Annotated in this window: 28 protein-coding genes; 19 read left to right on the top strand and 9 right to left on the bottom strand. The window is 66.4% G+C overall.

The annotated features are described in order from the left end of the window. The first annotated feature begins 29 nt into the window (after positions 1–29). Together C461_RS00310 and C461_RS00305 are read left to right on the top strand one after the other, a co-directional pair. On the top strand, positions 30–1,250 hold the full coding sequence (locus C461_RS00310; RefSeq protein ID WP_049906125.1) for an MFS transporter: 1,221 nt from the start codon (positions 30–32) through the stop codon (positions 1,248–1,250). A gap of 69 nt (positions 1,251–1,319) precedes the next feature. Beyond that, positions 1,320–1,709, top strand: a complete 390-nt coding sequence (locus C461_RS00305; protein WP_007997593.1) for a CopG family ribbon-helix-helix protein — start codon at positions 1,320–1,322, stop codon at positions 1,707–1,709. Between the two features lie 55 nt (positions 1,710–1,764). Here C461_RS00305 and C461_RS00300 read toward each other — a convergent pair whose 3' ends face one another. Beyond that, positions 1,765–2,133, bottom strand: a complete 369-nt coding sequence (locus C461_RS00300) for an SHOCT domain-containing protein (RefSeq protein ID WP_007997592.1) — start codon at positions 2,131–2,133, stop codon at positions 1,765–1,767. 117 nt (positions 2,134–2,250) lie between these two features. Here C461_RS00300 and C461_RS00295 point away from each other — a divergent pair, with 117 nt between their 5' ends. From C461_RS00295 to C461_RS00265, 7 genes are all read left to right on the top strand, one after another. Continuing rightward, on the top strand, positions 2,251–2,814 hold the full coding sequence (locus C461_RS00295; RefSeq protein ID WP_049906123.1) for a nitrous oxide reductase accessory protein NosL: 564 nt from the start codon (positions 2,251–2,253) through the stop codon (positions 2,812–2,814). Positions 2,815–2,907: 93 nt separating this feature from the next. Then, positions 2,908–4,410 (top strand): nucleotide sugar dehydrogenase, encoded by a 1,503-nt coding sequence (locus C461_RS00290; RefSeq protein ID WP_007997590.1) that lies wholly within the window; start codon positions 2,908–2,910, stop codon positions 4,408–4,410. Beyond that, the gene (locus C461_RS00285; protein WP_007997589.1) at positions 4,410–5,270 is read left to right on the top strand and encodes a glycosyltransferase family 2 protein; all 861 of its coding nucleotides are present in this window, start codon (positions 4,410–4,412) and stop codon (positions 5,268–5,270) included. Before C461_RS00290 ends, C461_RS00285 begins: the two co-directional genes overlap by 1 nt. Further along, the gene (locus tag C461_RS00280) at positions 5,267–6,310 is read left to right on the top strand and encodes a hypothetical protein (protein ID WP_007997588.1); all 1,044 of its coding nucleotides are present in this window, start codon (positions 5,267–5,269) and stop codon (positions 6,308–6,310) included. The genes C461_RS00285 and C461_RS00280 overlap by 4 nt, the downstream gene beginning before the upstream one ends. Beyond that, a complete protein-coding gene (gene wecB, locus C461_RS00275; protein WP_007997587.1) occupies positions 6,307–7,392 on the top strand; it encodes a non-hydrolyzing UDP-N-acetylglucosamine 2-epimerase in 1,086 nt (361 codons plus the stop codon). Before C461_RS00280 ends, wecB begins: the two co-directional genes overlap by 4 nt. 4 nt (positions 7,393–7,396) lie before the next feature. Then, entirely contained in the window at positions 7,397–8,338 is a 942-nt protein-coding gene (locus C461_RS00270) for a glycosyltransferase (protein ID WP_007997586.1), read from the top strand. Positions 8,339–8,369: 31 nt separating this feature from the next. After that, positions 8,370–9,176: an AAC(3) family N-acetyltransferase gene (locus C461_RS00265; RefSeq protein WP_007997585.1), complete on the top strand. Its 807-nt coding sequence runs from the start codon at positions 8,370–8,372 to the stop codon at positions 9,174–9,176. Between the two features lie 24 nt (positions 9,177–9,200). On the opposite strand, the gene C461_RS00260 is transcribed toward C461_RS00265, so the two are convergent. Further along, a complete protein-coding gene (locus C461_RS00260; protein WP_007997582.1) occupies positions 9,201–9,986 on the bottom strand; it encodes a polysaccharide deacetylase family protein in 786 nt (261 codons plus the stop codon). A 272-nt stretch (positions 9,987–10,258) separates the two neighbouring features. On the opposite strand from C461_RS00260, the gene C461_RS00255 reads away from it, so the two are divergent. Further along, positions 10,259–11,605: an MBL fold metallo-hydrolase gene (locus tag C461_RS00255; RefSeq protein ID WP_007997580.1), complete on the top strand. Its 1,347-nt coding sequence runs from the start codon at positions 10,259–10,261 to the stop codon at positions 11,603–11,605. A gap of 61 nt (positions 11,606–11,666) precedes the next feature. Here C461_RS00255 and C461_RS00250 read toward each other — a convergent pair whose 3' ends face one another. Both C461_RS00250 and C461_RS00245 read right to left on the bottom strand, forming a co-directional pair. Beyond that, on the bottom strand, positions 11,667–12,227 hold the full coding sequence (locus tag C461_RS00250) for a DUF7344 domain-containing protein (protein ID WP_007997578.1): 561 nt from the start codon (positions 12,225–12,227) through the stop codon (positions 11,667–11,669). 1,264 nt (positions 12,228–13,491) lie between these two features. Further along, the gene (locus C461_RS00245) at positions 13,492–13,833 is read right to left on the bottom strand and encodes a hypothetical protein (protein ID WP_152418271.1); all 342 of its coding nucleotides are present in this window, start codon (positions 13,831–13,833) and stop codon (positions 13,492–13,494) included. 143 nt (positions 13,834–13,976) lie between these two features. Between C461_RS00245 and C461_RS00240 the strand changes: the two genes are divergently transcribed. Both C461_RS00240 and C461_RS00235 read left to right on the top strand, forming a co-directional pair. Beyond that, the gene (locus C461_RS00240; RefSeq protein ID WP_007997575.1) at positions 13,977–14,750 is read left to right on the top strand and encodes a hypothetical protein; all 774 of its coding nucleotides are present in this window, start codon (positions 13,977–13,979) and stop codon (positions 14,748–14,750) included. A gap of 47 nt (positions 14,751–14,797) precedes the next feature. After that, a complete protein-coding gene (locus C461_RS00235) occupies positions 14,798–15,139 on the top strand; it encodes a hypothetical protein (protein WP_007997574.1) in 342 nt (113 codons plus the stop codon). 19 nt (positions 15,140–15,158) lie between these two features. Here the strand turns inward: C461_RS00235 and C461_RS00230 are convergent, their stop codons facing one another. Next, complete coding sequence (locus C461_RS00230; RefSeq protein ID WP_152418270.1) at positions 15,159–15,395, bottom strand: hypothetical protein; 237 nt, start codon at positions 15,393–15,395, stop codon at positions 15,159–15,161. Positions 15,396–15,797: 402 nt separating this feature from the next. On the opposite strand from C461_RS00230, the gene C461_RS00225 reads away from it, so the two are divergent. Beyond that, the gene (locus C461_RS00225; RefSeq protein ID WP_007997572.1) at positions 15,798–16,433 is read left to right on the top strand and encodes a helix-turn-helix domain-containing protein; all 636 of its coding nucleotides are present in this window, start codon (positions 15,798–15,800) and stop codon (positions 16,431–16,433) included. A 51-nt stretch (positions 16,434–16,484) separates the two neighbouring features. Here C461_RS00225 and C461_RS00220 read toward each other — a convergent pair whose 3' ends face one another. Next, on the bottom strand, positions 16,485–16,697 hold the full coding sequence (locus C461_RS00220; protein WP_007997571.1) for a hypothetical protein: 213 nt from the start codon (positions 16,695–16,697) through the stop codon (positions 16,485–16,487). A 2-nt stretch (positions 16,698–16,699) separates the two neighbouring features. Further along, entirely contained in the window at positions 16,700–18,580 is a 1,881-nt protein-coding gene (locus C461_RS00215) for a right-handed parallel beta-helix repeat-containing protein (RefSeq protein ID WP_007997570.1), read from the bottom strand. A 243-nt stretch (positions 18,581–18,823) separates the two neighbouring features. On the opposite strand from C461_RS00215, the gene C461_RS00210 reads away from it, so the two are divergent. Then, the gene (locus C461_RS00210) at positions 18,824–20,470 is read left to right on the top strand and encodes an alkaline phosphatase family protein (RefSeq protein WP_049906121.1); all 1,647 of its coding nucleotides are present in this window, start codon (positions 18,824–18,826) and stop codon (positions 20,468–20,470) included. Further along, positions 20,467–21,462 (top strand): GNAT family N-acetyltransferase, encoded by a 996-nt coding sequence (locus C461_RS00205; RefSeq protein WP_007997568.1) that lies wholly within the window; start codon positions 20,467–20,469, stop codon positions 21,460–21,462. Before C461_RS00210 ends, C461_RS00205 begins: the two co-directional genes overlap by 4 nt. Positions 21,463–21,526: 64 nt before the next feature. Here the strand turns inward: C461_RS00205 and C461_RS00200 are convergent, their stop codons facing one another. Then, positions 21,527–21,811 carry a HalOD1 output domain-containing protein gene (locus tag C461_RS00200; RefSeq protein WP_007997567.1) on the bottom strand — a complete coding sequence of 95 codons (285 nt, stop codon included), beginning with the start codon at positions 21,809–21,811 and terminating at the stop codon, positions 21,527–21,529. 80 nt (positions 21,812–21,891) lie between these two features. Further along, on the bottom strand, positions 21,892–22,320 hold the full coding sequence (locus C461_RS00195; RefSeq protein ID WP_007997565.1) for a hypothetical protein: 429 nt from the start codon (positions 22,318–22,320) through the stop codon (positions 21,892–21,894). 193 nt (positions 22,321–22,513) lie between these two features. On the opposite strand from C461_RS00195, the gene C461_RS00190 reads away from it, so the two are divergent. The 4 genes from C461_RS00190 to C461_RS00175 all read left to right on the top strand — a co-directional run bounded on the left by C461_RS00190 (position 22,514) and on the right by C461_RS00175 (position 26,272). Then, on the top strand, positions 22,514–23,350 hold the full coding sequence (locus C461_RS00190; protein ID WP_007997563.1) for a BKACE family enzyme: 837 nt from the start codon (positions 22,514–22,516) through the stop codon (positions 23,348–23,350). Between the two features lie 47 nt (positions 23,351–23,397). Beyond that, complete coding sequence (locus C461_RS00185; RefSeq protein ID WP_007997560.1) at positions 23,398–23,652, top strand: hypothetical protein; 255 nt, start codon at positions 23,398–23,400, stop codon at positions 23,650–23,652. Between the two features lie 50 nt (positions 23,653–23,702). After that, positions 23,703–24,812 (top strand): GNAT family N-acetyltransferase, encoded by a 1,110-nt coding sequence (locus C461_RS00180; RefSeq protein WP_007997558.1) that lies wholly within the window; start codon positions 23,703–23,705, stop codon positions 24,810–24,812. Positions 24,813–24,910: 98 nt separating this feature from the next. Beyond that, positions 24,911–26,272, top strand: a complete 1,362-nt coding sequence (locus C461_RS00175) for a hypothetical protein (protein ID WP_007997556.1) — start codon at positions 24,911–24,913, stop codon at positions 26,270–26,272. The last annotated feature ends 87 nt before the right edge of the window (positions 26,273–26,359 follow it).

Here is a 26,359-nt window from a genome sequence, read left to right as displayed (position 1 = left end):
CCCATTTTTCCGGGATATCCATCCACGGTATGGCGGTCCCATTCTGGAACGCATCTACGCTCCCCCCGACGAGCGTTCTGAAATACTATCTCTACAAATCGACCAAAGCCGTCGAGTTTTACCGTCCGATTATGTATCTCTTTTTTCTCGCACAGGGACTCAACTTCACGCAGATCGCTATTCTCGAAGCGATATACAACGTGACGACGCTGGTCGGCGAGATCCCGACAGGCTACATCGGCGACCGTGTCGGTCGGCGAAATAGCCTCCTCGTCGGCACGGTCATCATCTCGCTCACGCTCGCGGGCATCGGGCTCTCCAGTTCGTTCCAAGCTCTCGCGGTCCTGTACGTCTGCTGGTCGGCGGGGTACAATTTCCGCTCCGGTAGCGAAGACGCGTGGCTGTACGACACCCTCACAGACGACCGTTCCGAGGGGGCGTTCGCGAACGTCCGCGGCCGCGGAGAGTCCGTCGCACTGGCGATCGGCGCCGCGGCAGCGATCATCGGCGGCTATCTCGGAAGCATCGACCTCTCGTATCCGTGGTTCGTCGCCTCCGCGATGACGGCGGTCGGCGTGGTCGTCCTCCTGACGGTGGACGAGCCGGACACCTACGAGCGAGCCGACACCGCGGAGTTGAGCTTCCGTCGGACGCTCTCGATCGTCCGACACACGCTCTCACAGCGCAACATCCGGGCGTTCGTCCTGTACTATTACGTCCTCTACGCCGCGGTGACGTACCTCGTGTTCGTGTTCCTGCAGCCGATTTTCGAGACCGTCGTCCTCGACCTCGGGGTGTCACAGTCACGCGTGGAATCACTGCTCGGATGGTTCTACGCGGCGTACAGTCTCTTCGGTGCGGGACTGAGCTATTACACCGGAGCGATTCGGGCGCGCCTCGGGCTCCGAACGTGGTTCCTGTGGCTCCCCTTCATCGTCGGCGGGGCGCTAATAGGGATGTATTTCGTTCCGGTGCTCGCGCTCCCGGCGTTCCTACTGATTCGAGGACTTTCGGACGTGACGCGGTCGTTCGCCGGACAATACATCAACGACCGAATCGGGACGGTGGGGCGCGCGACGGTACTCAGCGCGATGGCGATGGTGAGCGGTCTCGCAGTCGTTCCCTTCCAACTCGGGAGCGGGATCATCTCCGACGCCGCGTCGCCGCTGTTCGCGCTCGCCGTGGCCGGTGGCGTGCTCGTGGTCGGCGCGACGGGAGTGTTGCTTTGGGAGGCACCGATCGAGCGGTGACGGTCGGCTCCCACGATCCGAGGAGCACGCACTCGCAACACTTGTACGGACACCCACGAATGGACACTGATGCGAACGAGTTTCAGTATACCAGATCCGGTCGTCGAGGAGTTCGATCAGGTGTGGCAAGACGAGGGGCTCGACAACCGGTCGCGGGCGGTGCGCGAAGCGATGCAGGAGTATATCGAGTCCCATTCGCGGCTCGAAGAACTCACTGCGGACGTCGTCGCGCTCGTTGCCTTCGATTACCGTCATCACGAGGTGATCGAGGAGCTCCACGGCGTCCAACACGAGTATCAGGACGTGATCCTCAACACGAGCCACACGCACCAGGGGGAGTGGTGTCTCGAATCCGTGTACTGTCAGGGGGCCGGCGAGCGCGTTCGAGAATTGGCGTACCGGCTCCGGAACTTCGACGGCGTGAATCGGGTCAAAATCATGGTCATCCGAGGGAACTGACGCTCCGAGGTCCCGACGCGGGAATCCTCGCGCTGCGGCGCGGGAGAGACGACGGTCAGGAATCCCGTTCGAGAGCGTCTTTGCGCTGTTCGTACTCCTCATCGGTGAGGTCGCCTCGGGCGTACGCGAGCCGGAGTTCCTCGAGGGCGCGGTCCGTGCCGTCGGAGTCCGTGATCGCGCGGTAGATCAGGTACACGGCGACGACGACGGCGGCGAGGAACAACAGCTGCACCACCAGTCCACCGGCAGCCATCCACCACGGAGCCGTTCCACCGCCCCACATCTGTGACCCCCACATGCCGCCCATCATGGGGCCGGAGCCGAACATGCCGAGGCTCATGAACAGTATCGGCAAGGCGATCACGGTCGCGAGGACGAGCAAGACGATCGTGACGAGTTGATTGTCGGTTGGAGTTGTTGTCATCTGTCCGTCTACACGTTCGTTCTCCGCCAGTATGTCAGTTTCTATTTATAAATTGAAAGGAATCTCATACGACGTTCCCACCAGAAGCGCTATTCTTGCCCACCCGGAGGAGTGAATATGAACAGACGACACGTCCTCGCCGCCGGCGCCGGGTGCGCCTTTTCCGGTGTTTCCGGCTGTCTCGGCGGCGGTGCTTCGGAGGAGACGCTTCCGGATCCGAGGGATTTGGAGGGGCGGTTCGATACGGACCACGGGATGGAGATCGGCCCCCACGGCGGGGCGAACGGGCAGGTGTTCTATCGGGACAACGCCCCGGGAGACGAGGGGAACCCGGCGTGGTTCCACACGCTCGTGCACAGTCTGTTCCCCTATCACTTCGATCGGTTAGACCGGGGGTGGGAGCCGACGGTCGTGTACGTCACCGACTTCTCCCGGGTCGACTACGCGGTGCGCAAGCGCGACGGGGCGCCGCGAATGCCCTCCCCGACGGCACCGGACACGTTCGCGGACGCGACCGGTCTCGTCTACGTCGCCGAAAGCGAGGTCATGGGCGGGATGGGTCCGGGACTCCACCCGTTCTCGGACGACGGGGACGCCGAGGCGTTCATCGAGGAGTACGGCGGCCGGACGATCGCGTTCGACGAGATCGACCGCGCCGCGATCCACGGCCTCCGAGAGTGAACAGCCGGAAGAGAGCATAAATCGGAGACGACGGCCGCGTAACGGTCTGTTACCGACCGCCTAGCAAATACGCATCTAATCGATGTGCGGGTAATGTGGGTACAGACGGACCGAGGCACGGCGTCGAGTGAACCGCGCGGGCGCCCGGACCGAGCCGTCGTCGTCGGTATCGGCACGGTCGGCCTCCACCGGGCGCTCTCGCTCGATCGGATCGGGATAGACGTCACCGGCTACGACATCGACGAGGCCGCCGTGGAGGCCTCCCGACGAGGCGTCGACCCGACCGGTGTGATCGGCGACGACGACGTCGCCGCCAGCGACTGCACGTTCACCGCAGATCCGGACTGCATCGGCGACGCCGACGCGGTGTTCGTCGCGGTTCCGACGAACTACGGAAACGAAAGACCCGCGTCGGAGCCCGAGCGACCCGACGGCGACCGATCCCGCTCGGAGCGGCGCGGAGGGGACGGGTTGGCGGCGGTCCGCGCGGCGGCGGAAGCGATCGGCGATCGGCTCACCCCCGGAACGGTCGTCGTTCTCGAATCGACGGTGCCGCCGGGGGCGACGCGGGAGCAGTTCACGCCGTCGCTGGCGGCGGCGTCCGGGTTCGAGGCGGGCCGGGAGTTCGCCGTCGCCCTGTCGCCGGTCCGGTTTTCTCCTGGCACACCGAGGGAGGCGCGGCAGCGCCGGACGAAGCTCGTGGCGGCCGCGGAGCCGGCGGCGGCGCGGTCCGTCGCAGCGCTGTTCGAGCAGGTGTACGACGCGGTCCGCGTCGTCGACTCCCCGGCGACGGCGGCGGCCGCGAAGTGCGTCGAAAACGTCTACCGCGACGTGAACATCGCGCTCGTGAACGAGCTCGCGGAGGGGTTCGACGCGCTCGGCCTCGACGCCGAGGCCGTGCTCGACGCCGCGGCGACGAAGTGGAACGTGCCGCGGTTCGAGCCCGGACTCGTCGGCGGGTCGTGTCTCCCGACCGATCCGCATCTGCTCGCCGATCGGCTCTCCCGTGCGGGGCAGTCCGCTCCGCTGGTGCGGCTGGCCCGCGCGACCAACGAGGCCGTCTCGGAGCGGGTCGCCGCCCTCACCGTCGACGCGCTGGCGGTACGCTACGACCGGTGGCTGGAGCGCGAGCGCTCGGAAGAGGGGATCGCCGCCGACGGGGCGGGCAGCGCGGACCGGGTTGGAAACGCGGGAGGGACGGCGGCCGCGACCGGCACCGTGTCGGCAACGGCGAGCGACCGCGCGGCGCCGGTCGCACTGCTTCTCGGGCTGACGTACAAGGCCGACGTGGCGGACGTCTCGGGGACGCGGAGCGTCGACGTCGCCGCGGCACTCGACGAGCGCGGCGTCGAGGTCGTCGGCTACGATCCACTGGTCGATGCCGATCGGGCCGAGGGCGCGCTCCCGTTCGATATCCGTCGAGAGGACCCGTTCGACGCGGTCGACGCCGTCGCCATCCTCGTCGGTCACGACGCGTTCGACGACCTCACGCGAGCGGACCTGACCGCGGGCGACGGACCGCCACCGGCGGTCGTCGACGTGCCGAACTGCCTCGACGACGAGACGGCGGCGAATCTGGTCTACCGCAGCCACTGATGTACCGGAATCACGCCGTCGCGGCGGTCGTCCCCGCCCGAAACGAGGCACCGTTCGTCGGCCGCGTCGTCGACGCGATACCCGCGTTCGTCGACCGGATCTACGTCGTCGACGACGCCTCCGAGGACGACACCCGCGCCGCGGCGATCGACGCCGCCGCAGGGTCGCCCGCGGACGAGTCCGCGGAGTGGCGTCCCGAAAGTCGCAGGCTCGACGGCCGCGTCGCCGATGTCGGGCGGGCGGGTCGAGTGGCCGTGCTCTCGCACGACGAACGACGCGGCGCCGGTGGCGCCGTCAAGACGGGGTACCTCGCCGCGCTCGACGGCGACGCGGATCTCGTCGCGACCGTCGACGGCGACGGGCAGATGGATCCGCACCGCCTCGATCGGTTCCTCGATCCGCTGGTCGACGGCGACGCCGACTACGCGAAGGGGACCCGGCTCAGCCGGCGCGAACACGCGACGGAGATGCCCGCGTTCCGCCTGTTCGGAAACCGGCTGTTGACGCTGTTGTGTCGGCTCTCCACCGGGTACTGGGCCCTGACTGATCCGGTGAACGGCTACACCGCGATCCGGCGGGGGGCGCTGACGGCTATCGATCCCGCGTCCACCTACGAGGGGTACGGCTACGGTACCGAGGTGTTGGCGCGGCTTCACGCCGCCGGCTGTCGGATCGCCGATGTGCCGCACCCGAGCCGCTACGGCGACGAAGACAGCGGGATCGACTATCGGCGGTACGTCACCCGAGTGAGTCGGTTGCTGCTCGCGACGCTGCTGTGGCGGATCGGCCGCGAGCGCTTGGAGGGTCGATTCGGCGCCGACGACCTCGTCGAGACCGTGTCCCTGAGGTGGCGGCTGTGAGGGTCCTGTTCGACGTGACGCACCCCGCGCTGGTTCACCTGTTCGCTCCCGCCGCCGAGGCGCTCGACGCGGGCGGCCACGACGTAACCGTCGCAGCGCGGGAGAAGGACGTGACCACAGATCTGCTCGACGCCGCAGGCGTGCCGTACGCGGTGGTGTCGCGAGCGGGTTCGGGGCCGCTCTCGCGGATCGGTGAGCTTCTCGAACGCGAGGTCGGGATCCTGCGACTCGCCCGCCGAGTCGAGCCGGACGTGGTCGTGAGCCAAGTCGATCCCGCGGCGGTCCACGCGGCCCGCCTCGTCGGCGCGCGGGCGGTGGTGTTCGACGACAGCGAGCACGAACGGCTCGCCGCGGGCCTCACACACCGATTCGCCGACGTGGTCTGTACCCCGGCGGAATTCGACCGCGACGTACCGAACCAGCGCCGCTACGACGGGTTCCACGAGCTCGCGTACCTCCACCCGAACCGATTCACGCCGGATCCGGCGGCGTTGCGACGGCACGGCGTCGATCCCGAGTCGTCGTACGCCGTGGTTCGGTTCGTCGCGTGGGACGCTCACCACGACATCGGACGGAGCGGGTTCTCTCCAGCGGGGAAGCGACAACTCGTCGAGTCGCTCGCCGAGCACGGGACGGTGTACGTCACGGCCGAGGGCGACCCGCCGGCGGCGGCGGACGGGTCCTCGGTCCCGGTCGAGGCGATACACGACCTGCTCGCGTTCGCGGACTGCTACGTGGGCGACTCGCAGACGATGGCGACCGAGGCCGCGGTGCTCGGCACGCCGGCAGTACGGACGAGCGCGTTCGTCGGCGACGGCGACATGAGCAACTTCCGGGAGTTGGAGGCGGAGTACGGGCTGTTGCGATCGTTCGCCGACGAGGACGCCGCCATCGACCGCGCCGTCGAGTTCCTCGAGGCGCCGCCGCGCGAGGCGTTGGCCCGGCGACGCGAGCGTCTCCTCGCGGACAAAACGGACGTGACGGCGTTTCTCCTCGACGTGATCGCGGAGACGGACGCCTCGCCGGAGGCGGCGCCATGAACGTCCACTCGGTCGTCGGCGTCCGGCCGGAGTTCGTGATGGCGGCGCCGGTGCTGTGTGAGCTCTCGTCCCGCGGCCACGAGTCGTCGCTGATTCACACCGGACAACACCACGACGAGAAGCTCTCGGAGGTCTTCTTCGACGAGCTGCCGCTCCCGTCCCCGGACCACCACCTCGGCGTCGGCTCGGCCCCTCGCGGCGAGCAGGTGGCCCGTATCACCGAGCGTCTCGCGCCGGTGCTGGCCGCCGAATCGCCGGACGCGGTCGTGGTGTACGGCGACACGACGTCGACGCTCGCGGGCACGATAGCCGCCCTCGCAACGGGGACGCCGGTCGCTCACGTCGAAGCCGGCCTCCGGAGCGGCGACTGGCGGATGCCGGAGGAGCGGACCCGCGTCGTCGTCGATCACCTCGCCGACCTGCGGTTGGCGCCGACCGACGACGCGGTCGCCACGCTGGCTGACGAAGGGGTGATCCGCGGCGTTCGCCAGGTCGGAGACGTCCGCGCCGACGCGGTGGCGCTGTCGCGGGCGACCGGCGTCGAACCGGCGGCCGCGGCGGTCCGGTTCGACCTTCCCGACTCGTACGTCCTCGCGACGGTTCACCGGCAAGCGACGACCGACGACGGACCGACGCTTCGGAGCGTGATAGACGGGCTCGGACGCGCGTCGCTCCCGGTCGTGTTGCCGATCCACCCCCGAACCGCCGATCGACTGCGGGAGGACCGGAGACTCAGGTGGGCCGGAGACCGCGTCCGACTCGTCGATCCGGTGGGCTACGGGGCTTTCCTCGGTCTGCTGAGCGGCGCCGCCGCCGTCGCGACCGACTCCGGCGGGGTCCAGCGCGAGGCCTCGTACCTCGGGACGCCGTGCGTCACGCTCCGAGAGACGACGGAGTGGCGGGGAACGGTCGACAGGGGCGAGAACGTGCTCGCCGGGACCGATGCGGCGACGATCGCGGCCGCGGTCGACGCCGCCGCCGCGGAGCCCTCCGGGAAAGGGCACCTGCCGGCCTGTGCGGCAGAGAACGTCGTCTCGGCGATCGAGCGCTGGCGAGACGGCGAGGTCGTCGACGGGGTGTGAGTCGATGCGCGTCCTCCAGTTGGTACCGAGCGCCGGATCGACCGCCTACCGCGGCCAGGTGCGCGCGCTGCGCCGCCGCGGCGTCGACTGCGCGACGCTGGCCGTGCCGGGGTCTCACGTCCCCGGCGAGCGGACCCGCTCCGTCCTCGATTACCTTCGACACCTCGGTCAAGCGGTCCGCGCGTCGCGCCGGGAGTTCGATCTCGTCCACGCGAACCAGGGCGTCGTCGCCCCGACGGCCCTCGCGGTGTCCAGACTGCCGACCGTAGTCTCGCTGTGGGGAACGGACCTCTACGGGTCGCTCGGACCGGTCAGTCGGGCCTGCGCCCGAGTCGCCGACGCGGTCGTGGTGATGTCCCGACGCATGGCCGCGGACCTCGGAAGCGACTGCCGGGTCATTCCGCACGGCGTCGACGCCGAGCGGTTCCGACCGCTCGATCGGGGCAGCGCCCGGCGCGAGCTCGGCTGGGACGACGGCCGGCTGCACGTGGTGTACCCGTACGACACGGCGCGGCCGGTCAAGGACTTCCCGCGAGCGGAGCGCGTCGTCGACGCCGCGGCCGACCGGATCGGTGACGAGGTCGCGCTCGACGTCGTGACCGGCGTCTCCCACGAGCGAATGCCGGCGTACCTGAACGCCGCCGACGCGCTGCTGCTCACGTCGGCACACGAGGGGTCGCCCAACGCGGTGAAGGAGGCGCTCGCCTGCAACCTGCCGGTCGTTTCGACGCCCGTCGGCGACGTGCCCGAGCGCCTCCGGGGCGTCCGCCCGTCGGCGACGGCCGCGACGGACGAAGGGCTCGTCGCGTCCCTCGCGGACGTGCTCGAAGCGGGCGAGCGGTCGAACGGACGCGAGCGAATCCGCGAGCTGAGCCGGGAGCGGACCGCCCGCGACTTGGAGGCGGTCTACCGAACGGTGTCGGGATCGGAGCGTCGGACCGAGTGATCGAGATGAGGAACGATCATGAGGAGCGACCATGAGTAACGTTCGGCTGTACGCCCACGCGGCGCAGTCGTTGCTGCGAGAGTGGAGCCTGAAGGGGGTCTCAGGGCTCGTCGGCGGGTCGGCGGTCGAGCGACGACGGCCGGCCGCGCTGCGGGACGCGCTACGCGAGTTCGACGCCGACACCGTCGTCGTGTACGCCGGCCTCTCCGACGTGGCCGCCGCGTTCGGGGGTGATCCCTACGAACGGCTTCGCGACGCGCTGGTCGCGGAGTTCGACGCGGTGCTCACGCCGGGGTTCACGTTCTCGTTCCGCCGGACCGGCATCGTCGATCTCGATCGGGCACTCCCCGAGACGGGGACGTTCGGACGGCGGTTTCTCGCCGACGCCGCGTTTCGGACCGACGACCCGGTGTTCTCGCTGCTCGGTGCCGGGGATTTCGCGTTTGCGACGGACGGGACCGACCGGAGTTACGGTCCCGACGGCTACTGGGCCGAACTCCACGATCGGGACGTGCTGTACCTGAACGTCGGAACCGGTCGGTTCCGCTGTTCGGCGTTCCATCTCGCGGAGGTCCGCCACCGAGTGCCGTACGTCTCGGAGACGGAGCTCTCCGGTCTGGTCAAACGAAACGGGGACGTTCGGCGGGTGGCCCATCGCATTCCGACGGACGACCGGTACCGCCGGTTCGCCCGGCGAAAGGTCCGTGCCGATCTGGGAGACGCGCTGACCGACGCGTCGGTCGGCGACGTTCGGATTCAGGGCTGTCGGGCCAGCGACGTCGACGCGCTGCTCGACGACCGGCTCTCGGAAGACGAGTACTACTTGGTCAGTCGGTGACGGCGCGGGCGCTGGCGTCGGCAGTCACACGAACCGGTCCAGCGTCATACCGACGGCCGTCGCGGTGTCGGACAGGTCCCAGCGGACCTCCCAGAACGGGTTCGCGCCGTTGATGCGGGGGATCGCCGCTGGATCGGTCGACTGGGTGATCGGCTCGCGGCGACCGCGGCCGAAGACACCGAAATCGTGCGTCTCGCCGACGAGTTCGACGGCGCGCTCGCCGAAACTGCCGTACGGATAGCAGAATCGGCGGATCTCGGTGTCGAGGAGGGATCCGAGCCGTCGTTGCGCGCCGGCGATTTCGTCTTCGAGGTCCTCGTGCGGGAGTTCCCCCAGTCGCGGATGCGACCGGGTGTGGTTCCCGACGGTGACGAGCTCCTCGTCGACTAGCTCGTCGAGCTCCTCGCGCGTCATGTACTCGCAGTCGAACTGTTCGGTGTGGGAGTACGACCGGTCTTCGACCGCGTCGGCGATGACGAACACCGTCGCGGGCACCTCGTACTCGCGGAGGATGGGAACGACGTTCCGGTAGAAATCGCGGTAGCCGTCGTCGAACGTCAGAGCGATCCGTTTCTGCTCGCTCGACTCGAGGACCTCCGGAAGGTCGACGAGTTCATAGTGGGCGTCAAGGTATTCGACGTCCCGACGCAGCCGTTCGGGGTCGATATTGTCGTAAAACCCACTGCCGACGGCGTGGTAGCGGAGGACCTTGTTCAGTCCGTCGTCGGTAAGCGCTTCGACCCGTGAGTAGTGACCTGCAAACGCGAGCGCACGCCACCCACGAAGCATGGTCTGTTCGGAGAGGACCACGGACAGATGTTAATGAGCGGTGCCTTTCGTTATCTGTAGCATACACGAGAGTAATGTAGTTGTACGACCACGAATCGGCGTAATCGTAACTTGTGCTCCGCTCGCGGCCGCCTATCGCGTGTTCACGCCCCTCTCGTACGATCGCGACCGGTTACCGCGTGCCTGCGACCGTCGGCCGAACGTGTTCGGGGCGTCGAGACAGGTCAAGATGTGGTATTGAAATAACGCCTGTATAACGATTACACCGGCCCAGTATGATTGCTACCGAAGCAATGAAAGTCTCGTACCTCAGTTCAGCGGCCATCCTCGTCGAGACCGAGGATGCCTCACTCCTGTGTGACCCGTGGCTCGTCGACGGCGCGTTCTACGGGTCGTGGTGTCACTATCCACCGCTCGATTCGGACCCCGAAGATTTCAACGACGTGGACTACATCTACATCTCGCACATTCACCCGGACCACTTCGACCCGGCGACGCTCCGCCGGATGGACTCGGACATTCCGGTCCTGATCCACGACTACCGGTGGGACTACCTGCGCGATGAGATCGAGGAGCTCGGGTTCGACGTGACCGAACTCGAACACGACTCGCGGATGCACCTCGAAGGCGACCTCCACATCAACGTCCTCGCCGCCGACGCGTGCGATCCGGAGCTGTGCGGGAACTACTTCGGCTGCTCGTGGGTCGAAGGGAATCCGGAGCTCGGATCGACGCAGGTCGACTCGCTGGCGGCCATCGACGACGGAGAACACACCGTCGTGAACATGAACGACTGTCCGTACCCGCTGGTCGAAAAGAGCATGCGACAGGTGAAAGACCGGTACGGCGATATCGATCTCCTCTGTCACCAGTACAGCGCCGCGCAGTTCTACCCGCAGTGTATGACCGACTACAGCCACGAGGAGAAGCTGGAGGCGCGCCAGGACGTCATACTCGAGAAGCACGAACTGGCGACGGAGTTCATCGATCTGATGGAGCCCGACTATTACATGCCCTTCGCCGGAGAGTACGTGCTCGCCGGCGATCTGTCGCCGCTGAACGAATACACGGCGAACCCGCCGCGGGCCGCCGCGCTCGAATGGTTCGAGTCCCATATCGACCCCGACGAGCATCAGTGCGTGTTCCTCAACTCCGAAGAGCACATCGACCTCACGACGGGCGAGATGTCGAAGCCGTACGAGCCGGTCGATCAGGAGGAAAAGTGGCGGTACATCAACGAGGAGCTCGCCGATCGGAGCTTCACCTACGAGGACGAGCCGAAACCCGATCCGGAGGAGCTGTACGATCGGTTGCCCGAAGCGTACGAAGGGTTCGAGGAGAACAGACAGAAGGTCAGTTTCCGGACCGATACGACGGTGCTCGTCAGCCTGCTCGACGACGAGTACGTCGAACTCCCCTTCGACGGCGAGGGGTACGAGATCGTGCGCGATCCGGACCTCGACCAGTACGACGGGTACGTCAAAGTGGACGTGGATCCCCGTCTGCTCGGACAGCTGTTAGCGGGGACGGACCAAGCGCACTGGAGCGACGCCAAGATCGGCTCGCACCTCGGGATCAGCAAGCAGCCGGACATCTACGAGCGACAGCTGTACAACTGTCTCGGATCGTTCCACGCGTAGGGGTCGAGACGTCCAAGGAGCGGGAGTGCTCTGAGCGGGTGACAAGCGGATATCCAGCCGATCAGCTGAAGGGATTTCGAACGACGAACCAGCAGAGAAAGAGGAAGACGGCGCCCGAAGCGAGGACCGTCAATCCCGAGAACGCCGCGGCGGCGTAGGCGGCGCCGGTCACCAGGGCGACGGCGAGTCGCCATTCTTTCGACATCGGTACCCCGTGAGACGACGTTCGATCCGGCGCCCCGTCGAGGTACTCGTAGAACGAGTCTGCGGTGTCGGTGAGCGAGATGGTCCCTCGATCCTGATCGAACTGGATCGCACCTGCCTCGTCCATCTTCGGAAGATGAGACTGGTACAGACTGATGTACACGCGCTTTCGCTGTTGGGAGCTGAGCTGGTCTCGCTCGATCCCGTTCTCGGCGGCCGCGATGTGCTCCGCGAGATCGCTGAGCGAAACCGGCTGGGACGCGGTCGCGAGGTGTCGCAGTACGAGCCTTCGTCGCCTGTTTTTCAGCAGGTCGAACGTGGTGTCCAGTGACGCGTCCTCGGTCAGTGTGAGAGGTGTCTGAGGGCTCGAAGCCCCTTGTTCGCCTTCCGCCGCGGGTGTTTTTTGTTTCGTGGACATATTGTGGCTGGGGGACATCAACTGAACGATCTGTCTTCAGAGTACAATAACCATCATGATATATAGTGGTTCGGTTAGCACGTGAAAAACACCGTCTCTGGCCGATCGGTTGGCCTAATACGACTGATGATCAGTATAACGAGTATAATGTGTATAGATAAACAGACCGCGGTGGAAGCCCCTTGGGCATGACAGACGGGGCGCGGCGGGGAACGCAGCCGAGCCGAATCGGGGGGACACCGGACCGGCCCGGGACCCACGCCCCGGCGGCGGTTCGACCACTGCGGGCTTCGTTATTATCCTCGTACCCGTCTACGAGCCACCGCGCGTCTGACGCCGAAAACATGTAGGGCAAATATAACAATACACACGTTAGCCCTACGTAGGGCGATGTCACACGAGATTACCGAGGCAGAATGGGAGCGAATGAAGAAATTTGCGGGAACGCCGAAGTACAAGCGGAACCCGGGAATTCTGGAGCCCGACGACAAGAGCGACTAAGGCCGTCGTAACGAGGGCGTACGACGGTGCTACCGAACAGGCAGGGCGTCTAGCCACCACGTTCGATCACGACGGGTGAAAGAGGAGACAGCGCCAGAAAATCGGAATCGTCCGAAAGCGCGAGTCGGCATCGATCCGAGAACGGTCACCGGGACACGGATAGGTTTATTGATACTTCTCGTGAGCATACTCGTAGCGGCCGCGATAGCCATCGCAGTATCCACGATCACAGACCTCGCCCCGCCCGAGTGACGGAACGACCGAGTGGCACGCGCCTCGCCCGAGGACAACGGGGAACCACTTGTCGACGTCCGAGAGCCGCGAGCTGTCGGTACCGCGATCGCCGGCCGTCGGAAAGCGCGCGATTTTTCGAGAGATGACGACCCATTTCGGTCGAAAAAGAGGAGCGGACAGAATCTCGAAACGACGCCGCGGTACGGCATTAAGCTTGTCCTAATCGGGGATGGGCTGGTTCCCAACCACCGCGAGTCGCGGCGGCCGCGACGCGACAAAAACGCACCCACCGTGCCACAACGTTGCCATTACATACGTACTGATGTAATATCAAGCGAGCCAAAGTTGATCGAACTTACCGCGAGTAGGCCGTCCCTTCGAGGCGAGCCTTCGGACACGGCCTTAGGAGGTCGATTGCCGAAGGATCGATGTGGCCGCCCCGCGGCGGCCCGCGAGGCTACCGCACCGGAGTTCGCGGCCAGTCGTCCGACTCCGGATCAGTCCGATTCCAAGTCAATCCGGTTCCGAATCAGTCCGGCTCCGGATTGGATCGCGTATCCGCGAGGCCGTCGTCGCGTGCGATATCGGTGAGGTAGTCGGAGATCCCGCCGCTCGCATCGTCGTCGTCGTCGAGCAGCCGAGAGGGGCTGTCGGGGTGTTGCCGCTCGACAACCTCTTCGGTGCCGGTGAGCTCGACGAAGAGCGATTGAAATCGCGACCGTCCGCCCTCGGTGTCGCGATCGTCGGAGTGATCCGTCGGCTCGGTCGTGGCTGGCGTTCCACCATCGGTACGGACGCGGGGGTGGTCGACGTCCCGCGGTTGGTCGTCGGAGCGCTTCCGGGTCGTCGGGCTGGTGGTGTGAGGGTGCACGTCGTTTCGTCCCACTGGATCGATGCGAGTCGGGCGGGTTAGTTAACAGCATGCTACGCTGTGGTAGCTTGTGGCCTCGTCCCCAGCGCCCAACACCGATACCGTCAATGCGAGCCCCGCCGTACCACGGAGTATAGTTACATATGTTCGACTGCTCTGACGTCGACTTCGCGGATGAAGACGGGACGACGGATCCGCGCCTCGAACGGTACCTCCGGTGTCATCCCGGCGACGGCGACCGCGGTGCGGTGTTGCTGATCGGCGTGGCGCACGATCACCCGTCGAGCATGGCGCGAGTCGCTCGTGTCCTCGAGAGGGTCACGCCGGAGGTCCTCGCACTGGAACTGCCGTCTCTCGCGGTGCCGCTCTTCCGTCTGTACGCCAGCGACGACCACGTGCCGCCTCGGCTGGGAGGTGAAATGAGCACCGCGATCCAGACGGCCGGCGACGTTCGAATCGTCGGGATCGACGGACCGAACGCCAGGTACCTCCGGCTGCTACTGCGTCACGTGGTCTCGGATCGGTTCTCGTCGAGCGAAATCCTCGAACTCGGTCGCGACGTAGTGCGGGGGATGGGACACGCGCTGGCGTGTCGGGTCGGCGCCGCAGTCGGGCGGACGACGCCGATCACCCCGAAGGTGTACACGCACATCCGGTACGACAGTACGCTGTTCGACTCGCCGCGGATTCAGGCGAAAAGCGAGTTGGATCACGTCACCGAGCGACAGTCGTTCCTACGCGCGATCGAACTGCCGCGGGCCACGGCGGTGATCGACGAGGCGCGCGAAGAGAGTATGGCGACGCGGCTGACCGAGCTGCGTTCGGAGGGCGACGTGGTCGCGGTCGTGGGGATCGAGCACCTCGGAGCGCTGTCGGGTCGGCTCGACGAGGAAGAAGCGTCCGCGGAGCGTCAGTGACGCCCACAGACCTACCTAACTATTAGTCGGGGGTGCGTGCTAGAGACATGGGGGCCGAACAGCATGAGCACAGCGAACCACCGAACGTATCGCTCGGCAAGCGCGAGGCGGTAGCGATGGCCCGATCGCTTCGGAGCGCCGACGAAGGCAAACGGATCGTGAGCCGGGACGGGGCGGTTCTCGGATCGGTCGCGGCCGTCCGAGACGGGAACGCCTACGTGCGGCCGAGATCGGGGCTGTTGGAAGGGTGGAGTTCGTGGATCTGCGGTCCGCAGTGTGAGGGATCGCTGTTTCCGCTCGATCACCGCGCCGTCGTCGGCGTGGAGTCGGAGGCTATCGTCGTGGATCCGCGGCAAACGGCCAAGGCCGACATCGGGCAAAAAAGGTAACCGAACCGGCGCTCGATCGCTACTCTTTCAGTCGGATCCCGTCGTCGGTGATCTCTTCGACGTTCGATTTTTGAACCGAATACGTGTCGGCGTCTTTTTCCGCCCAGCCGAGGCGGCGGCGGATGCTCTGAGACAGTCCGCCCTCGGGTTTCACGTGAATCTCCGCTCCGGTTGTTTTTTCAACAGTACCAACGGTCTCGCCGTCCTTCGTCATGACCGCCTTTCCCTCGTCTTCGGGCTTGAAATTTCGTACCATGTGGTAGTCACCGTGGTTCGTGGTCTCGTCGTCCGGGTCTCCCCTTCGGGACCACATCCTGATTTCGAGGGCATCGGACGTAAGCCGTCGCCATCGTCACCGAAGGCGTTTATCAGATCGAGGCGGATCGCGTGGGTCGAAACATAGGTTTATGGTTTGGACAGTTGTCACGTGTCGTGTGAGACCCGAAGCCTCTCGGAGCGACAAGCGGAGTCGCCAGCCACGCCTCCGGCGACGAGCGCTGCGTGTCGTCGAGGCGATTGAGCACCGCCCGTCGAAGGGGCGGAATCACGCCGGAGCCGTCTCGCGGGATCGCCCCGGGGCCGTCTCGCGGGATCGCACCGGAGCCGTCCCGCACCGCGACGGTGACAGACTCGGGGGACCCCCGAGGGGTCGTTCGAGATGCCGGTCCACGTGAACGTCGCGGTGCCCGCCGAGCACTTCGTCTTACGGCGGGTCCCGGCCGACACACGGATCGAGCTCGAACGGTGCGTTCCCTTCGCCAACGGCGAGTTCCAGTACCTCTGGATAGCGGACGCCGACGAAGCGTCGGAATGGGAAGCGACGGCGATCGGGGACGGGGGCGTCAAGTCGGTCGCCCGGATCGACGGGGAGCGACTGGTTCGTGCGGAGTGTCGATCGGGAGAGTCCGCGGTGTTCGACGCCCTGCTCGCGAGCGAGGCGACCTGTCTCTCGGGGTTCAGAGACGCGGGAGCGTGGAACCTGACGCTTCGGTTTCCGTCCGCCGCGGCGGTTTCAAAATGGTACCGAACGTGTCCCGAGGCCGGGACGCGCGTGACCGTCCAGCGCGTTCAGCCGGGCGTGTCGGCGAGATCGGATCGGTCGTCGGTCCTCACGGACGCGCAGGGAGCGGCGCTTCGAACGGCCCTGGAGACGGGGTACTTCGCGGTCCCTCGCCGGATCTCGCTCCGGGAGCTCGCCGATCGCCACGGCGTCTCGGACACGGCGATCTCACAGCGACTGCGTCGCGGGACCGAGCGTCTCCTCGTCGAGCGCTTCGGCGACATCCGCCGGTGAACGACACACCGTGAACCCAGAGACCCGGCCGGGGAGCAGGGGAGTCGCGTGCTACACCATGGTACCGAGGTCGCACACGAGCTCCTCGTTGACGACGAGGAACGCGTCCTCGTGGAACTGCTCCTCGGCTGCGGGAAGTACGATCAGTCGCGACTGCCCCTCAATCGACGTCGGCAAGACGTCGAGATCCAGGAGATCGTAGCCGAGGTCCACGGCCGTGTCGGGATCCCTCGGCGCGTCCCGCCAGTCGGACTTCGTCGGCACGGTTACCTGTCGTATTCGACGGAGATGTTCGCGTCCCCGTCCACGGTGACCGCCGTGATGTCGCCGTCGAAGCGGTACGCGTCGACGCCGCTGCCGACGAGGCCGATGACCTTCCCGTCCTCCGCGATGTCCTCCATCCGGTCCCACGGGGTACCGTCGTCAGTCACCACGCTGGCGTCGGCGTCGCGGGCGACGTCCCCGGAGACGGTGAACGTGTACCGGGTGACCTTTTTGTCGGCGCGGCCGTCGACGGTGAGCTGGTTCGGCAGCGACGAGGCGTCGGAGCCGTCGTCCGTCTGGTCTTCGGTGGAAGCGTCGGACCCGTCCGCGTCGCTGTCGTCTCCGTCGGTCGTTCCGTCGTCGTTGCCGCTGCTCCCGCTGTCTTCGGTGTCTTCGGTGTCCGTGGTGTCGTCGTCTTCGCCCACGAGCGCAGCGAACGAGGTCGTGTCCCCGTCGAGAGAGACGTCGACGACCGCGTCGCTCGGGACGTCGTAGTCCACGACGCTCCCGTCGAACCGGAAGGAGTCGAGGGCGTCGGGGTCCAGACCGACGCTCGTCGCGGTGACGGTGCCGTCGTCGTTAGCGACGATCGTGTCGGTATCGGGTTCGGCTTCGTCCGCAAAGCTGATCGATCCGTCGACGGTAAACGACGGGTCCACGTCGCCGCCGTTGTCGGGGCTCGCGTGCAAGACGATCAGGTGCTCGTCGGCCGTATCCTCGTCCTCGTCAGCGCCGCTCTCGATCGTGGCGTCGGACCAGGGAGCGCTCCCGGCGTCGATCCCCGAGACGTCGTCGGCCGCGGCGTACCCGGTGACCGCCGACGGCAGCGGGACGGACGCCTCCGCGTCCTCCGTGATGCCGTTGCCGTCGTAGTCGGGTTCGATCGCTCGGCTCCCGCTGCCGGAGACCGTGCAGTCCTCGATGACGACGTCGATGTCGTCGTCGGACTTGTCGCGGACGAGGTCGCGGCTCGTGTCGTTGTGGAAGTGGCAGTTCCGGATCTCGACCGACGAGCCCGCCGCGCCGTCGTGGAGCTCGATCAGGTCGGCCGGGCCGTCGACGTCGAGGTAGACGAACCAGCAGTTCTCGATGACGACGTTGCCGGGGTGACGCATGCGGAGCCCGCGCGCGTTCGGCGAGTTCGTGTCGTCGTTCTGGATGTCGTCGGTGACCGCGACGAGGCAGTTGCGCACGTACGTCGTCTCGTCCTCACTCGTTCCGTCGCGGTGACCGACTCGGATGCCGGCGATGTTGTTGTTGATCGACGCGCAGTTCTCCATCGTGACGGGCGGCTTGTCCACGTACGCGCCGTTGTTCACCGCGTTCGCCCAAGCGGAGTTGCGGATCGTCAGCCGTTCGTCGCCGCCGGTCGGCGTGTACAGCGCGCGGTCTTCGCTCTGCTGGCCGCCCTCCGGCCAGACGAACCCGTCGATGGTCGCGCCGGGGTAGACGCTGAGCCCGGACTTCGACTCGGGGTTCTCCCCGCGGACGACCACGTTCTCCAGGCGGCCCTCGACGGACCCGTCCATGGTCTCGGAATTGAGCCGGACGACGACGTCGCCGGGCGAGCCGTCGCCGATGAGCGCGTCACCGGAGCCGATGTCCAGCGAGTCGGTCCACTCGTACTCGCCGGGGGACACCACGACTTCGCCGCTCGGGTCCGACGTGAATTCGGCGGCACTCGCGCTGCCGGAAGCGGCGGCCGCACCGCCGATCCCCACCGCCGCGATGCCGACCGATTGCAGCAGCGTTCGGCGAGCCATCGACGCCGAGCCCTCGGCGCCCGATTGCTCGGACCCGGGTGTAGCGCTGCCGGTAATCTCGTCTTTCTCTTCGGTAAGGTCGTCATTCCCGCGTTCGTCGTCGTTGTGGCGTTTCGCCATGGTCGGTAATCCGGGGTTACTTTGAAAGTGATTCTGACGAGTTGACCGTCCGGAGTCGGTAGGATCGCCTTTATTAGCGACAGATGGTGGCCGAGTAGTTACCAGTCGTCGCCACGGTTGGGATCGAGACGGAGTACGATCGGCTTACACGCGCCAATTGGGGTTAACACGTTCCTACTCCGACAGGATCGCGGTTCGCTCGCGTGCGGCGTCGCGTCGACCGTCGACAACCCCATCATAACAATGGCCGGGTCGGCGCACACCCTACTCGTGAGTGAACGAGAATCAGATGGGGTCCAGACGCTGCTTTTGGGTCTCGATGGCGTGTCGGAATCGGTCCTTCGGCCCCTGCTAGAGTCGGGCCGCGTCCCGAATCTCGAAGGACTGCTCGGCCGCGGAGCCGTCGACGACCTCGAATCGCAGATCCCGCCGTGGACGCCGAGCGCCTGGCCGTCGCTGTACACCGGCGTGAACCCGGGGAAACACGGGGCGTTCGACTTCTTGACGTTCGACGGGTACGACTGGAGCCTGATCAACCGGACGCACGTCCGCGAACACGCGATCTGGGAGCTGCTCGACGACCACGGGCTATCGAGCGTGGTGGTGAACGTTCCGGTCACGGACCCACCGCGACCGTTCGACGGCGCGCTCGTTCCCGGGTACATCGGCCCCGACGAGCCCACGTGTCACCCGACGGGACTCCTCGACGACCTCCGTGAGGAGATCGGAGAATACCGAGTGTACGAACCGGACGGCGTCGAGGGAGACGAACGGATCGAGTGGTACCGGCGGCTGATCGAGATGCGCGGTCGCGCCTTCCGACACCTCACGGCGGAGTACGAGCCGGACTTCGGCTTCGTGCAGTTCCAACAGACCGACTCGGTCTTTCACGAGCGACCCGAAGACGAGGTCGCCGTGAATACCGTCTTCGAGACGGTGGACGAAGAGATCGGTCGGATACTCGACGCCTGCGACCCGGAGACGGTGATCGTCGCGAGCGATCACGGGATCGGCCCCTACGACGGCTGCGAGTTCCGAGTGAACGAGTTCCTGCGCGACCTCGACCTCCTGAAGTCGACCCGGGGCGAGGGGAGCATGCCGTCGTGGACCGCGCTCGCGCGGGAACGAGACGGTGACACGTCGGGTTCGCCGATCCTCCAACGAGCCCTCCAGGCGGCCTCGTCGGTCGGCCTCACGAGCCAGCGGCTCCACGCGATACTCTCGCGGCTCTCCCTCGACGAAATCGTCCTCAACCACGTCTCGTCCGACACCGTGCGCGCCGCGACCGAGCGCGTCGATTTCGCGGAGTCGACCGCGTACATGCGCTCGCGAACGGAGCTCGGAGTCCGCATCAACAAGGCCGGCCGGGACCCGGAGGGAAACGTCTCTCCGAACGAGTATTCGACCGTTCGCAACGACGTCATCAAGGAGCTCTCGGCGGCTCGGACCCCGGAGGGCGATCCCGTCTTCGAGGAAGTCGCGGCGAGCGAGGAGTACTTCACCGGACCGTTCGTGGACGAGGCCGTCGATATCGTGACGATCCCGGCCGAGTTCGACAACTACCTCTCCGCGTCGCTGCGGGGGGACACCTTCGCCGAGCCCGACGAGCTGTGGAACCACAAGCTCGACGGGATCATCGCGGTCGTCGCCCCCGGGGTCGATCCGGACGGCGATCTCGAAAACGCACACCTCTTCGACGTGGCCCCGACGGTCCTCGCGTCCCTCGGCGTCCCTCCGAGCACCCGAATGGACGGGGAGCCGCTCGACGTCGTCGACGCCCCCGAACCGGAATCGTACGAGCCGTTCACACAAGACACGACCCAGCACACGGACGCCGAGGCGGCAGAGCGGCGTCTCGCAAACCTCGGGTACATAGACACCGACCGATGAGCATCGACATTCGGTCCCTTGACGACCCGAGCGCGTGGAACAGCCTCGTCACCACCTCCGAGATGGCGACACCGTTCCACCTCGCGGAGGCCCTCGACGTGCTCGCAGACGAATCGAACACCACGGTCCACCGGCTTGTCGGGTACAAGGGCCAAGAGCCGTGCGGCGCGTTTCCCGTGTTCACGAAGGAGGTCGGGCCGATCACGGTCGCGTTCTCCCCGCCGCCGAGCCTCAAGGTGTACTACCTGGGGCCGGTGCTGCTGAACGTCGATAAGCTGAAGCGCCGACGCCGGGAGCTGCGCCACAGCAGGTTCCTCGACGGGTGCGTCGAGTGGCTCGACGCCGAGCACAGCCCGGCGTTCACGACGGTTCGGACCGGACCGCGGTACGACGACGTGCGACCGTTCATCTGGAACGATTACGAGGCGACCCCGCGACACACGTACGTCATCGATCTCGAACCCGGGACGGACGCCCTCTTGGAGTCGTTCAGCAGCGACGCCCGGCGAAACATCACGACCGAGTACGACGTCGAATACACGATCACAGAGGATCAGCGGGGAATCGAGCCCTTGATCCGCGGGGCCACGGAGCGACACGCCGAGCAGGGCGAATCGTTCCCGATCGACGCCGCGTTCATGCGCCGACTCTTCGAAGAGCTACCGGACGGCGTCGTGCGGCCGGTGGTGTGTCGGTGCGATGGGGAGTTCGCGGGCGGGAAAATTCTCCTCGAACTCGGCGATCAGGCGATCGACTGGATCAGCGTCGCCGACCGCGACGTCGAGATTCCGGTCACGGACCTCGTGGACTGGTGGTACATCACGCAGGCGGTCGACCGCGGAGTCGAATCGTACGACCTCGCCGGGGCGAACAACCGCCGACTCAGCCGGTACAAGTCCAAGTTCGCGCCGGAGCTGACGACGTACTACCGGGCGGATCGGGGATCCTGGCCGGCGCTGGCGGCGATGAAACTCTACGGAAAGTTCCGGTGAGGTCCGTGGCGGTCCATCCCGCTCTTTTGGACCGCTGTCGAGCGGAGAATCGGTGACCGAAGAATCAGTCCTCGACCCAGACCGTCAGCGACCCGGTGGCACTGACGTCGACCCAGGCGTCGTCGTACGTGAACGAGATCGTGAGTGCCGTGTCCGCGGCACTGAGAAGCGCATCGAGCGCGTCACCGTCGAGGTAGTCGTAAAGCGGGTGGAGATCGGTTTGGTCACGGTCGGTCGCCGTCGCGACTGCTTCGACGACCGCCGTGCTCGGGTGGTTATACTCGGTCCAATCCGTCTGGTAGGATTCTCGGGAACGATCCGGATCCGTATGTTTATCCTGGTACATCATACTCGCTTCCAACGTCTGTACGGCCCAGAATCTAAATCGGGCATACAAATATACTTCGAATCGCTTCGTTTCTTGATATTTCAATTACCAATCTCGGCGTCGGTCGTTCGATGTCGATCGAACAGGTCGTCCGCGCCCAGCGCGACGACGACTCGCGCGAGGCCTTCGGGCCCCATCGTATCGACGCCGTACGCGTCGGTGAGCCGCCGAGCGTCGGGCGTGAACCCCGTCGTCGAAACGAGCATCACCCGGTCCGCGGAGCGGTCGCGTCCCCGGTCGATGGCCAGATCGACATCGTCGATCGAGGTCAGTCCCGACGAAATGACCGGGTGGAGGACGGCCCGTTCGACGGCCTCACCGACCGCGCGGCGAACGACGACCGCTGGTGGGTTCGATCGTTTCGCGTCGACCGTCCACCCGGCGCGCTGCCACAGCGACGCGAGGAACTCCGGCAGTTCGTCGCCGTCGAGCGCCTGGATCCGGTCGAGCACGGTAAACGGAGGCGTCATCACTCACCCGTTCTCTCTCGATCGCATTGTTATGCAGTGCCAACCAGGACGCAGACCGGCAAGTTGGGAACCTGGGTCGGGAGCGGAGACGCTCAAGCGACCGGGAGACATCGCACTCGCCTCGGACCGCCGTCGATGCCGGTGGTATGGAGGGCCAAACAAAGTCGATGAGTCCCCGCTGTCTGGTCGAACGATGAGCTACGAGGAGTACCTCAACGACCGGAACGTCATCCTCACCGTCGCACCGACCGGAGGCGTTCACGGCAAGGACAAGAACCCGAATCTACCCGAGCAGCCCGAGGAGATCGCCGAACAAGTCGCCGCCTGCGAGGAGCTCGGTGCGGCGATCTGCCATCTCCACGCGAGAGACGAACACGGCGAAAACGACGCCGGACGGCTTCAGGAGGTGAACGACGCCGTCAGAGACCGATGTGACGATATCATCATCCAGAACACGACGGGCGGACAGAGCACCTACGACTCCCGCGTACAGGGGATCAGAACCGATCCCGCCCCGGAGATGGCGAGTCTCGACATGGGGCCGTTCAACCGCGGACAGCACATCATCACCGAGCACACGCGACACAACATCGACAGGCTCGCGGCCGAGATGCGGAAGAAGAACATCAAACCCGAGCTGGAGTGTTTCAACAACGGGCACATAAACGAGACGTACCGCCTCATCGATCGGGGCGCGCTGGAAGAGCCGTATTACTTCAACCTCGTATTCGGACACGGGACGTTCACACCGCCGACGCCGGAGAACGTGTTGAACCTCATCTCGAACCTCCCCGAGAACTCGGAGTTCAACCTGCTCGCGGTCGGGCGGCACCAGCTGCCGCTCACCACGCTCTCGATGATCCTCGGCGGACACGTCCGGGTCGGCATGGAGGACAACCTCTACTACCGAAAGGGCGAACCGGTCCAATCGAACGCGCAGCTCGTCGAGCGAACCGCGAACATCGCCGACCTGCTCGAAGCCGACCTCGCTACCCCCGCGGAGGCCCGCGACCGGCTCGGGATCCGATAGCGACAGGCACCGGCTAACATAGTGCCCGGCAGTCATCGGCCAGAGCGATGACGTGTCCATACCTCAATTACCAGCAGAGCGACGAAGAACACGAGTTTGAAAACGACCGGCCGTACTGTACCGTCGCCGACTCGTTCGTATCACCGATGCAGGCCGACATCTGCAACGATCGGCACAACTTCGACCACACCAGCGACTGCGAGAAATTTCCCGACGACGAGGCGCTCCCCGACGACGGGGCGCTGGACGGCGAGGACGCGCCTCCCGACGACGGGCGGGTCCACGCCGACCCGTCGGAGTAGGCTCGGTACAACGTCGGTAACGAAGGCGCTGTCGACCACATTCTCGTCGCATGGCGCTTGAAAATGCGGCGGACTACACCGTCCGATGGTTCGACCCTGGGGACCGCGATCCGTTCGTCGACCTCTACAACGACACGTTCGGCGGCGGGAGCGACGAGTGGTTCCAGTGGAAGTACGTCGATAACCCGCGAGTGGCACACGTGCCGATCCTCGTCGCGAGCGCGAACGGCGAGTTCGCGGGAGCGCGAGCCCAGGTGCCGTTCCTGATGCGGACGGGCGAGGAGACCGCCCTGGCGATGCGGTTCGGAGACACGATGGTCCATCCCGACCACCGCCGCCGCGGGGTGTTCAGCCGACTGACGGAGCGCGCGCTCGACCACTACGGGGAGATGCCGGTCGAGTTCTGCTACAACTGTCCGAACGACCTCTCGCGACCGGGGTTCCTCAAGGCGGGCGGCGAGGTCGTCGCTCACCTGCCGTCGTTCTACCGCGTGCAGCGCCCGAGCGCCCTCGCGGCCGCGACCGACAGCCTACCGGTCTCCGTCGCCTCTCGGGCCGCCGCGCCCGCGGCGAGGACGTACCTCGACGGGCGGGATCGGCTCGCGACGGTCCCGGAGGAAGTGACCGTGATCGAGCACGGAGAGATGCCGATATCGCTGCTCGCCGACCTCTACCAGCGCGGTTATCCGTCGTCGGTCCACGCCGTCCGCGACGAGCCGTTCCTGGCGTGGCGGTATCAGAACCCGAAGTGGGAGTATCGAGCGTTCTCGGCGACCACCGACGGGCGGACGGACGCCGCGATCGTCACCGGAACCCAGACCGACGCCGACGGCGTCACGACCGCGAACATCGTCGACGTGCTGCCGCTGGCGTCGTCCGATCGGCGAGACACGGCCCTCAGAGCGCTGCTCGCGAACGTCACGGAGGAGTTCCGCGACGCGGACCTGCTCGCCTACTGCGGGACCGCGATCCCGCGGTCCCTGCTGGCGGACCACGGATTTCACTTCGACGGGGCGTTCCCGCTGGATCGGGTCACGTCTCCGACGAAGCTCGTCGCCTACGACCTCGGCGACGGCGACCCGCCCTGGTCGCCCGGCGGCGTCGACGTCAGCGGACCCCGCGGCTGGGGGCTGTCGTACGTCGAACTCGACGCGCGGTGATCGAGGTGCCGTGAGCGACGGATTTTCGCTCCGTATGCGGAGCTTACTCAGCAGAAAGGCGGCATAACCAACCGACAGGAGCGCGAAGCCACGCGTGAATGAATCGTCGGAAGTATCTCGCGGGCGCCGCGGTCGCGGCCCTCCCAGCACTCGCCGGATGCGCCTGGCCGGGACGCGGCGGCGACGACTCCGACGAAAGCACGGTCGACGACCCGCCGACGCCGCCGGAGACGACTCCCCCGACCGACGACGGGGGGGCAGCCTCCCTCGCGGACGAGTTCGAACACACCGTCGACATCGTCGACGCCGGAGCCGACCCGACGGGTCAGAGACCGATCGACGACGTGCTCCGCTCGCACGCCGCCGACGACACGCTCGTGACGTTCCCGCCGGGGCGTTACCGCCTCGAAACGGAGTTCGTCTCCGAGGTCCCCCGGTTCGGACTGCAAGGAGACGACGCGACGATCGTGCCGGCCGACGGGAACGACCAAGTGCTGTTCGGACTCGGGGGGCGGACCCCGGCGTCCGAGCTGGCCGTGGAGGGGCTGACCTTCGATTTCCGCGCCGCCGACACCGGCGGGCGCCCTCTCCTCGCGAAGGCCACCGACCGAATACTGGCTCGGAATCTCACCGTCCGCGGCGAGGTCGACGTCCGACAGGACATCTTCCGGTTCGACGTCACCGAGCCGGACGGGTACGGGATCGTCCGGGGACTCCGACTGCCCGACGGCGCTCTCCGGGGAACGGGCGTCACGGGCATGGAGGTGGGAGACGACAACGCCGGCGACATCGACTTCATCGACTGTCACGTCGCCGGATTCCCGGACAACGGTCTCTACGCGGATCCCCCGGAGGGTCGCGTCCGCGTCTTCGGCGGGACGTACCTGAACAACGGGATCGCGGGAGTGCGCGTCGAGGCGGACGAGGCGGTCGTTCGGAGCGTCCACGTGCGGTGCGACGACGCCGAGGGCGCCGGCGACAACATGCGCGGGATCCGCCTCCGGCGCGGTCGGTCGGTGCTCGTCGAGGACTGCCTCGTGGAGATCCTCGACGTGACCAGCAGCGACGGCGCGGTGACGTTCGCGACCGAACTCGAGGCGGCGGTCGTCCGGAACTGCCGTCTCCGCGTTGACGCCGACGGGGTGAACGCGATCCGAATTAAAAGCGGGGTGAACGGCGAGCGTCGCGGGCCGTTCCGCTGTGAGAACATCCGGATCGACGGCGAGGCGGAAACCGGCGCGTCCATCCAACTCGCCGACGCTCGCGAGTGCACGCTGAGAGACATCAGCATCCACCATCCCGGAACCGGTCGAGACGGCATCGTCGCCGATAACGTCACCGGGACGCTCCGGAACACCTCGATCGCGGTCACGGGCCGGCCGTTTCGGTTCGAGAACTCCGATTTCGACCGGAACGACGTGACCGTCGATCGGATCGCTCCGTCCGCCGCCGACCACTGACGGCCCCGACCGATCAGGGACCACCGACGGCTCCGATCGATCGGGGTCTCGGGCGGTCGTCGCGGGCGATCAGACACCGTCGACCGA

The organism is Halorubrum aidingense JCM 13560 (assembly GCF_000336995.1).
GTDB lineage: Archaea > Halobacteriota > Halobacteria > Halobacteriales > Haloferacaceae > Halorubrum > Halorubrum aidingense.
The sequence above is the reverse complement of the archived record's forward strand: the minus strand, read 5'-3'. Positions and strand labels throughout refer to the sequence as shown.

Bases quoted from the DNA above. Each gene is read 5' to 3' on its own strand.
- C461_RS00285 (WP_007997589.1), top strand. From the start codon at position 4,410: ATGTACCGGAATCACGCCGTCGCGGCGGTCGTCCCCGCCCGAAACGAG.
- C461_RS00300 (WP_007997592.1), bottom strand. From the start codon at position 2,133: ATGACAACAACTCCAACCGACAATCAACTCGTCACGATCGTCTTGCTC.
- C461_RS00195 (WP_007997565.1), bottom strand. From the start codon at position 22,320: ATGACGCCTCCGTTTACCGTGCTCGACCGGATCCAGGCGCTCGACGGC.
- C461_RS00295 (WP_049906123.1), top strand. From the start codon at position 2,251: ATGAACAGACGACACGTCCTCGCCGCCGGCGCCGGGTGCGCCTTTTCC.
- C461_RS00175 (WP_007997556.1), top strand. From the start codon at position 24,911: ATGAATCGTCGGAAGTATCTCGCGGGCGCCGCGGTCGCGGCCCTCCCA.
- C461_RS00185 (WP_007997560.1), top strand. From the start codon at position 23,398: ATGACGTGTCCATACCTCAATTACCAGCAGAGCGACGAAGAACACGAG.
- C461_RS00310 (WP_049906125.1), top strand. From the start codon at position 30: ATGGCGGTCCCATTCTGGAACGCATCTACGCTCCCCCCGACGAGCGTT.
- C461_RS00255 (WP_007997580.1), top strand. From the start codon at position 10,259: ATGAAAGTCTCGTACCTCAGTTCAGCGGCCATCCTCGTCGAGACCGAG.
- C461_RS00270 (WP_007997586.1), top strand. From the start codon at position 7,397: ATGCGCGTCCTCCAGTTGGTACCGAGCGCCGGATCGACCGCCTACCGC.
- C461_RS00225 (WP_007997572.1), top strand. From the start codon at position 15,798: ATGCCGGTCCACGTGAACGTCGCGGTGCCCGCCGAGCACTTCGTCTTA.
- C461_RS00215 (WP_007997570.1), bottom strand. From the start codon at position 18,580: ATGGCGAAACGCCACAACGACGACGAACGCGGGAATGACGACCTTACC.
- C461_RS00250 (WP_007997578.1), bottom strand. From the start codon at position 12,227: ATGTCCACGAAACAAAAAACACCCGCGGCGGAAGGCGAACAAGGGGCT.
- C461_RS00265 (WP_007997585.1), top strand. From the start codon at position 8,370: ATGAGTAACGTTCGGCTGTACGCCCACGCGGCGCAGTCGTTGCTGCGA.
- C461_RS00235 (WP_007997574.1), top strand. From the start codon at position 14,798: ATGGGGGCCGAACAGCATGAGCACAGCGAACCACCGAACGTATCGCTC.
- C461_RS00190 (WP_007997563.1), top strand. From the start codon at position 22,514: ATGAGCTACGAGGAGTACCTCAACGACCGGAACGTCATCCTCACCGTC.
- C461_RS00305 (WP_007997593.1), top strand. From the start codon at position 1,320: ATGCGAACGAGTTTCAGTATACCAGATCCGGTCGTCGAGGAGTTCGAT.
- C461_RS00200 (WP_007997567.1), bottom strand. From the start codon at position 21,811: ATGATGTACCAGGATAAACATACGGATCCGGATCGTTCCCGAGAATCC.
- wecB (WP_007997587.1), top strand. From the start codon at position 6,307: ATGAACGTCCACTCGGTCGTCGGCGTCCGGCCGGAGTTCGTGATGGCG.
- C461_RS00205 (WP_007997568.1), top strand. From the start codon at position 20,467: ATGAGCATCGACATTCGGTCCCTTGACGACCCGAGCGCGTGGAACAGC.
- C461_RS00210 (WP_049906121.1), top strand. From the start codon at position 18,824: ATGGCCGGGTCGGCGCACACCCTACTCGTGAGTGAACGAGAATCAGAT.
- C461_RS00180 (WP_007997558.1), top strand. From the start codon at position 23,703: ATGGCGCTTGAAAATGCGGCGGACTACACCGTCCGATGGTTCGACCCT.
- C461_RS00290 (WP_007997590.1), top strand. From the start codon at position 2,908: ATGTGGGTACAGACGGACCGAGGCACGGCGTCGAGTGAACCGCGCGGG.
- C461_RS00240 (WP_007997575.1), top strand. From the start codon at position 13,977: ATGTTCGACTGCTCTGACGTCGACTTCGCGGATGAAGACGGGACGACG.
- C461_RS00230 (WP_152418270.1), bottom strand. From the start codon at position 15,395: ATGGTACGAAATTTCAAGCCCGAAGACGAGGGAAAGGCGGTCATGACG.